This is a genomic window from Actinomycetospora sp., assembly GCF_036497585.1.
Classification (GTDB): Bacteria; Actinomycetota; Actinomycetes; order Mycobacteriales; family Pseudonocardiaceae; genus Actinomycetospora.
On record NZ_DASXJD010000023.1, the window covers coordinates 1 to 6,266 of the forward strand.

9 protein-coding genes and 1 pseudogene are annotated in these 6,266 nt (G+C 71.3%); 7 read left to right on the plus strand and 3 right to left on the minus strand.

The annotated features are described in order from the left end of the window. The 5 genes and pseudogenes from VGH76_RS02265 to VGH76_RS02285 all read left to right on the plus strand — a co-directional run. Window positions 1-211: pseudogene (locus tag VGH76_RS02265) on the plus strand (hypothetical protein); the annotation flags it as partial. Between the two features lie 91 nt (window positions 212-302). Continuing rightward, window positions 303-764 (plus strand): SRPBCC domain-containing protein, encoded by a 462-nt coding sequence (locus tag VGH76_RS02270; RefSeq protein ID WP_331554981.1) that lies wholly within the window; start codon window positions 303-305, stop codon window positions 762-764. A 46-nt stretch (window positions 765-810) separates the two neighbouring features. Next, a complete protein-coding gene (locus VGH76_RS02275) occupies window positions 811-1,260 on the plus strand; it encodes an SRPBCC domain-containing protein (protein WP_331554982.1) in 450 nt (149 codons plus the stop codon). Then, the gene (locus tag VGH76_RS02280; RefSeq protein WP_331554983.1) at window positions 1,257-1,607 is read left to right on the plus strand and encodes a metalloregulator ArsR/SmtB family transcription factor; all 351 of its coding nucleotides are present in this window, start codon (window positions 1,257-1,259) and stop codon (window positions 1,605-1,607) included. Before VGH76_RS02275 ends, VGH76_RS02280 begins: the two co-directional genes overlap by 4 nt. A gap of 30 nt (window positions 1,608-1,637) precedes the next feature. Then, window positions 1,638-1,790, plus strand: a complete 153-nt coding sequence (locus VGH76_RS02285) for a hypothetical protein (RefSeq protein WP_331554984.1) — start codon at window positions 1,638-1,640, stop codon at window positions 1,788-1,790. A gap of 377 nt (window positions 1,791-2,167) precedes the next feature. Here VGH76_RS02285 and VGH76_RS02290 read toward each other — a convergent pair whose 3' ends face one another. Together VGH76_RS02290 and VGH76_RS02295 are read right to left on the minus strand one after the other, a co-directional pair. Beyond that, window positions 2,168-2,527: a DUF5615 family PIN-like protein gene (locus VGH76_RS02290; protein ID WP_331554985.1), complete on the minus strand. Its 360-nt coding sequence runs from the start codon at window positions 2,525-2,527 to the stop codon at window positions 2,168-2,170. Next, the gene (locus tag VGH76_RS02295) at window positions 2,524-2,946 is read right to left on the minus strand and encodes a hypothetical protein (protein WP_331554986.1); all 423 of its coding nucleotides are present in this window, start codon (window positions 2,944-2,946) and stop codon (window positions 2,524-2,526) included. Before VGH76_RS02295 ends, VGH76_RS02290 begins: the two co-directional genes overlap by 4 nt. 124 nt (window positions 2,947-3,070) lie before the next feature. Between VGH76_RS02295 and VGH76_RS02300 the strand changes: the two genes are divergently transcribed. Next, on the plus strand, window positions 3,071-3,505 hold the full coding sequence (locus tag VGH76_RS02300; RefSeq protein ID WP_331554987.1) for a VOC family protein: 435 nt from the start codon (window positions 3,071-3,073) through the stop codon (window positions 3,503-3,505). Next, a complete protein-coding gene (locus VGH76_RS02305) occupies window positions 3,505-4,146 on the plus strand; it encodes a helix-turn-helix domain-containing protein (protein ID WP_331554988.1) in 642 nt (213 codons plus the stop codon). The genes VGH76_RS02300 and VGH76_RS02305 overlap by 1 nt, the downstream gene beginning before the upstream one ends. Before the next feature lie 316 nt (window positions 4,147-4,462). Here VGH76_RS02305 and VGH76_RS02310 read toward each other — a convergent pair whose 3' ends face one another. Next, window positions 4,463-6,061 carry an IS1182 family transposase gene (locus tag VGH76_RS02310; RefSeq protein ID WP_331554989.1) on the minus strand — a complete coding sequence of 533 codons (1,599 nt, stop codon included), beginning with the start codon at window positions 6,059-6,061 and terminating at the stop codon, window positions 4,463-4,465. Window positions 6,062-6,266: the final 205 nt, after the last annotated feature.

The window sequence follows — 6,266 nt, forward strand, 5'->3', positions numbered from 1 at the left end:
GCCGCTGCGGCAGCTGCGTGCGGCGGGTCTCGACGCCGAGGTCGCGGCCCGGTGCACGCACCCGTTCGGCCGGGTGTTCACGGCGCGCGCGGCGATGCTGGAGCAGCGCGGGCTCATCGCGCCGGGGCAGCGGAGCGAGGAGCTGGTCGTGGTGCGGGCGCGCCGTCCCATGGTCTCGGATCTGACGCTCGGCGAGCCAACCGCCGCCTGAGCATCAACGCGCAACCGGCAGTTGCATCTACTCGTCCGGCCTCCTACTCTCCTACGTGCAACGTACGGTTGCACATCGATGAGGAGCAGACATGGGCGAGACCTCCACGGCGGCCGTCGAGACGACGAACTACGAGAACGAGGTCCGGTTCGCGGCTTCGCCGGAGGCGGTCTACGACGCGCTCTCGACGACGACGGGCGTGTCCGGTTGGTGGATGCCCGCGAGCGGGTCGGGCGCCGAGGGCGGCGAGCTGCGTCTGAGCTTCCCGCCCGGTCCCGGGGTGATGCGAGTGGAGGTCGCGGAGCCGTCGTCGCGGGTGGTGTGGTCGGTGCTGACCTGCGACTTCATGCCCGACTGGGTCGGCACCCGGATCCACTTCGCACTGCGCGCCGCTGAGGACGAGGGCACCGTGCTCGACTTCCGCCACGAGGGCCTGACCCGCCGGCTTGACTGCTTCGACCAGTGCCGGCAGGGCTGGGACTTCTACCTCGCGAGCCTGCACGACCACGTCGACTCCGGCGTCGGCCGACCGGGCAACCGTCACGAGCGCTGAGGTGTACCGTCCCGCTACCAGCGGTTGCGCGGTTCCAGGAGGCCCGATGCTCGCGACGGTCGAGCAGGACATCTGGATCGACGCGCCCGTCGACGTCGTGTGGCGCACCGTTACCGAGCCCGAGCTGGTAGCGCAGTGGTTCGCGATCGAGGCCGACTTCGCGCCGACCCCCGGGTACGAGGGAACGCTGACCCTCGGCCGCACCCAGGAGCCGCGGCGGGTGCGGGTGAGCGTGCAGTCCGTCGAGCCGCCCCGCTCCTTCTCGTACCGCTGGCTGCACCCCGACGGCGTCCCCGCCCGGACCGGCACCTCCGTGCTCGTCACCTTCACGCTCGCTCCCGAACGCGACGGCACCCGCCTGCGCGTCGTCGAGACCGAGCTGGACGACATGGGCTGGACCCCCGACGAGCTCGACCGATACCTCGCCGAGCACACCCGCGGCTGGGCCGGGCACCTCGGCCGGCTCGCCGACCAGCTGACGGCGACGCGGCCGTGACCGACCTCGACGACGAGCTGTGGACGGCGGTAGCCGAGCCGGGCCGCCGTCGTCTGCTCGACGTGCTCCTCGTCCACGGCGAGGCCACCCCGACCGCTCTCGCCGCCGAGCTGCCGTTCACGCGGCAAGCCGTCTCCAAGCACCTCGCGGTGCTGCTCGACGCCGGGCTGGTCACGCAGCGACGGGAAGGCAGGGAGGTCCGGTACACCGTCGAGCCGGACCGGCTGCACGACGCCGCGCGCACGATGATCGCCGCGGCGAACCGGTGGAACGCGCGACTCAACGCCATCAAGCGCATGGCCGAATCCCTGCATCGGGCCGAGGAGCACGAACCCCCGCGCGCATAGTCATCGTCTCGCTATCTCGGGAGCGCCCACGTGCCTTGGGGACGACGCTCGAGCGCCCGGGCGCGAAACCCCGGGGTGGCCTACGACGAGACCGCCGACCGGCAGTCCTTCTCCATCACCCGCGACTTCCTCGCCGAGACGTTCGCCCGGCCGACGCCTGCGGGCGCTCCATCCCGGCCGTGAGATCGAGGTTGTGGGGGTGACTCCGCGGGTGGAGGCGGCGTTCCCACGGCCAGCGACACGTAACGGTCACGCCGCGTCCGCGATCTCTCCGGCGAAACGGCCGCTCTCCAGGGGCGGACGCGCAGAGGTCGGGGGGACCACATGCGACACGCGGCAGCGAACCACCTTTCTGAGAGTCGCCTCGGTGTGCGGCGCCCACAGGTCACCTCGGGCCGGCACGCGGTCGGGTCGGTCATCCCGGACGCGCCTGACGGCTACCTGCTCTTCCAAGTGTCAGCTCACCTCCCGGAAGGCACGGGAGTTCACGGTCAGCTCGATTCTGTCGGTCAGCCGGTGTGATCACGTGTCGTCGGTGACGAGACGCCGAGAGGTCGCCGTCACCGGAGCCACTCCATCAGCGCCCGCTCGACATCCGCCGTGAGCCAGTGACGGAGCGCGTCCAGCAACGGACCGGGATTCTGCCGGGAGCGCGGGTACCTGCGTGAGCTCGTGAGGAGCAACCGCACGGGCGGCTCGACCACGCCCAACAGCGGGACGAAGTCCCTGACGTTCTCGGTGAGGACGCGTCGGTCTTCCCGCGCTGCCCACGTCGCGACCTGGGCGTCGGACGCGGCCGCGAGAACGGGGTGGCCGGCGACCGACAGGACGTCGAATCCGTCGCCGCGGAGCCGTTCGGCGAGCGCGGGGCTGAACATCTCGTCCAGGAGAAGTGCTTCGCGAGACGGCGCGGCAGTCACGACAGGAGGGCCTGCCGACGCTCCCATTCCCGCTCAGCGCGCTCGGACGTGGCGCGTGCCTCCTCGATCCAGGCGTCGATCTCGGACGAGAAAGCCGTGTAGTAGCTGATGCCGGCAGCGACAGCCGACGTCGGGACGTCGAAGGTCTCCGCGGCCGCCGACACCGCGGCCTCGCCTCGCTCGTCGATCTCTTCGAGGAACACGACGAGTTCCCAGACATCCGGTCCGACGAGCAGTGCTGGTCGGCGCCCGGCTGGACCGTCGCGGAAGACGATCCCGGGATGGTCGGCCATGCGCAGCCCCTCGTCGACCAGCCGTTGCGCCAGGCCGGACGGCGTGGCGCCCGGAACCGCTGCAGCGTGCTGACGCAGGCGCTCGAGGACGTCCCGGTCGAAGCGGACCGACAGGGGCGCAGTCATGTCATCACTGTAGCGCGATGACGACGGCGGTCGCGGCCGTTTCGTAGTCCCCGGCCTTGACGTCGTACTTGCTTTTTGCAAGTGTCAGCGCCCACACGTTGCACCCCACGGAAGGCAGAGCCCCATGAAGCGGATGTTCGTCAACCTGCCGGTGACCGACCTGGACCGCGCCAAGGCCTTCTACGAGGCGGTCGGGTTCACCATCAACCCGCTCTTCACCGACCACAACGCGGCCTGTGTCGTCGTCGAGGAGGACCACGCCTTCTTCATGATCCTCACGCGCGAGTTCTTCCAGACCTTCACCGAGCTGCCCCTCGGCGACCCGAAGGTGAGCCCCACTGCCGCGACCGCGATCTTCCTCGAGAGCCGGGAGGAGGTCGATGCGACCGTCGCCAACGGCCTCGCCGCGGGCGGCACGGAGCCGGCTCCCCCGTCGGACTACGGGTTCATGTACCAGCGGCAGCTCAACGACCCCGACGGCAACGTCATCGACTTCGGCTGGATGGACCCGGTCGCCGCCGAGCAGGGCCCGGAGGCGTTCGCGAGCCAGCAGGGCTGATGGCCCCGCGCGAGTACGGGCAGTACGACGGGGTCACCCGGGCCCTCGAGCTGGTGGGCGAGCGCTGGGCGATGCTCATCGTCCGCGACCTGCTCGTCGGCCCGCGCCGCAACGGCGAGCTCGCCGCGGGGCTCCCCCGCATCCCGAGCAACATCCTCGCGGCGCGACTCAAGGAGCTGCAGGCGGCCGGGATCATCCGTCGGGCGCCGCGCTCGCGGATCATCATCTACGAGCTGACCCCCTTCGGCCGCGAGCTCGAGCCCGTCGTCCTCGCGCTCGGCGCCTGGGGCTTCAAGGCCCTGGGGGAACCGCGGGAGGAGCAGATCATCACCCCCGACGCGATGACGATCTCCCTCCGCACCGCCTTCCGCCCCCAGGTGGCGGCGACCCTCCCCGCCACCGCGTACGCGGCGCACGTCGGTCCCGCTGAGCTGCTCATCCGGGTGGACGGCCCGGCCCTCGACGTGTCCCGCGGGGACGGGCCGGCCGACCTCGCCTTCGCGGCGGGCCCGGGCATCCGCCGGCTGCTCTCCGGCGAGCTCGCCCCGGACCGGGCGATCGCGACCGGGGAGGTCCAGGTGCTGCGCGGGCCCGGCGCCCTCCTCGACCGCTTCGCGAGCACGTTCCACCTGGCCGCCTGAGCTGGACCAGCCCGCCCGCCCCCGCCGAGAAGACGCTCATGCCCCGGATCCGGCCGATTCCGGGTGCATCAGCGTCTTCTCGGCGGACCCGGACGGTCGGCCACCCGACCACGCCGTCGTCACCCGGACGCCCTAGGAGACCGCTGAACAAGTGGGTGGTGGGTGGGCGGGGCGCCTCGGCAGTCGTGCTGCGGTCAGCACCCTTGGGGTGCGACAAGAGGTCGCCCCGCCCGGCACCGAGGGTGGCGGGTGGGTCGCGGTGGTGTCGAGGGGTTGATCCCGTGGGGCCCTCGACCCCGGCTTAGGGGGTTGGCTCTTAGGTCACGGCCCAGGTGCCGTGATGGTGGTGCAGGCCCAGGACGAGCAGGCGACGCAGGTTGATCGCGGCGACCCGGATGTGTAGCCAGGCGTTGTTCTTGACCACGCCGCGGTAGGGGACGCGGCGGGCGCCGCGGGTTAGCCAGGCCAGGGAGCGTTCGACCATGGGCCGGTGGCGCCGGTAGGTCTCGAGGTGTGTCGCGGTGGCAGCGCGGGCGCGATGAGCGCGCTGCAGGGCGTGGTGGGGTCCGAGCACGAGCTTGCGGCCCCGGCGGGCGGTGGTGCAGCGCTCGCGTAGCGGGCAGCCGCGGCATGCGGTGCCGTAGCTGACCGCGCCCTTGTCGTTGATCGGGCGGGTGACACCGTTCGGGCAGGTCACCGCGTCGCCGGTGTCGTTGACGGTGAAGTCATCGAGGGTGAACCCGCCCTCGACCGCAGCCCGCAGCGGCCAGGGCTTGACCACCGGGGTGTGCCCGGCCTTGGTCAAAGCAGCGAGGGCGTCGCCGGTGCCGTAGGCGGAGTCGCCGAGCACCTCGATGGGCTGCTCGGCGGCCTGCTCGGCGGGCTGCTCGGGCAGGGTGGGGTCGCCTTGGAGCAGGGCGATCCCGACGGCGGCGTCGCTGTTGGCCGGGCCGGTGGCCTTGCTCAGTGCGGTGTTGGTGATCAGCCCGGTGTCGGGTTCGACCACCACGTGGGCTTTGAAGCCGTCCTGGCGGCGCTCGCGGGTCTTGTGGGCATGCCGGGACTCGGGATCCACCGTAGAGATGACCCGGTCCGGTGCGACCCGCCGGGCGATGCGCCAGCGGCCGTCGGTGCCATCCGAGCCCTCGGCCGGTTCGACGTCCTGCCCGGCGATCAGCGCCAACAGCGCCACCGCTTCGGACTGTTTGTCGGTGACCCCTTCGCTGTCGGGGTAGAGCTCGGCGAGCCCGGCCAGTACCGCCAGCGCGTCACCCACCAGCGCCGAGACCAGCTCGTCGCGCGCTTGCGGGTCGTCCCAGGCGATCTCGGGTTTGCCCGGTCGGGAGTAGTCATGGCCTGAGGTCTGCGACTCGACGATCTCGGCGGCGCCGGGAACGTCGCGGGCCACCCGGCGGACCGCGGCGATCAGCTGGGTCACGGTGTCCTGCCGGGCGACCGCGTCGTCGAGGATCGTCGAGTCCAGCGCCCGGCGGGTCTTCCCGGCCACCGCGCCGGTCTCGGCGATCACCGCGGCGACAACCTCGAAGAGGCGATTCGGGCGGCTCGAGGCGGCCAGCCGGCGCCGCCAGTAGGTCAACGTCGAGGGGTCGAAGCCGGCGTCGGTGACCGCCAGCCCGCAGGCGGCTTTCCAGCGCAGGTCGAACGTCAGCGCCTCGATCGCCTCACGGTCGGAGAGATGGTGCAGCGACTTCAGCACCAGCACCGCCGCCACGACCTCGCCGGGCACGCTCGGGCGGCCTCGCTGACTGGGGAATAGATCTTCAAACAGGTCCGGTGGGAACAACCGGGCCCGGTGGGCGGCCAGGAACCCGAACATGCTGCCGGGCTTGATCAGGTGCCCGGCGACTGACTCCACGTCCAGCAGCTCACGCTGATCATCCGAGTGTCCCTGCACCAGACAAGGATCCCAGCCCACCGGCCAAGATCCTCACTCGACACCCCGCTTAATTCAGCAGTCTCCTAAAGAGGCTTCGCCTCGGACCGCCGAGGTGGTGGCTGGCCGGGCAGGTGAGCTGCGGGCACGCTATCGGTCATGGTCACGCCGGTGACGGTCAACGATGTGCTCGATGGGCATGTGGCGCTCGATCTGGAGTGCCTGG

Coding starts and splice junctions, on each gene's coding strand:
- VGH76_RS02270 (WP_331554981.1), top strand. CDS start 303: ATGGGCGAGACCTCCACGGCGGCCGTCGAGACGACGAACTACGAGAAC.
- VGH76_RS02275 (WP_331554982.1), top strand. CDS start 811: ATGCTCGCGACGGTCGAGCAGGACATCTGGATCGACGCGCCCGTCGAC.
- VGH76_RS02295 (WP_331554986.1), bottom strand. CDS start 2,946: ATGACTGCGCCCCTGTCGGTCCGCTTCGACCGGGACGTCCTCGAGCGC.
- VGH76_RS02300 (WP_331554987.1), top strand. CDS start 3,071: ATGAAGCGGATGTTCGTCAACCTGCCGGTGACCGACCTGGACCGCGCC.
- VGH76_RS02305 (WP_331554988.1), top strand. CDS start 3,505: ATGGCCCCGCGCGAGTACGGGCAGTACGACGGGGTCACCCGGGCCCTC.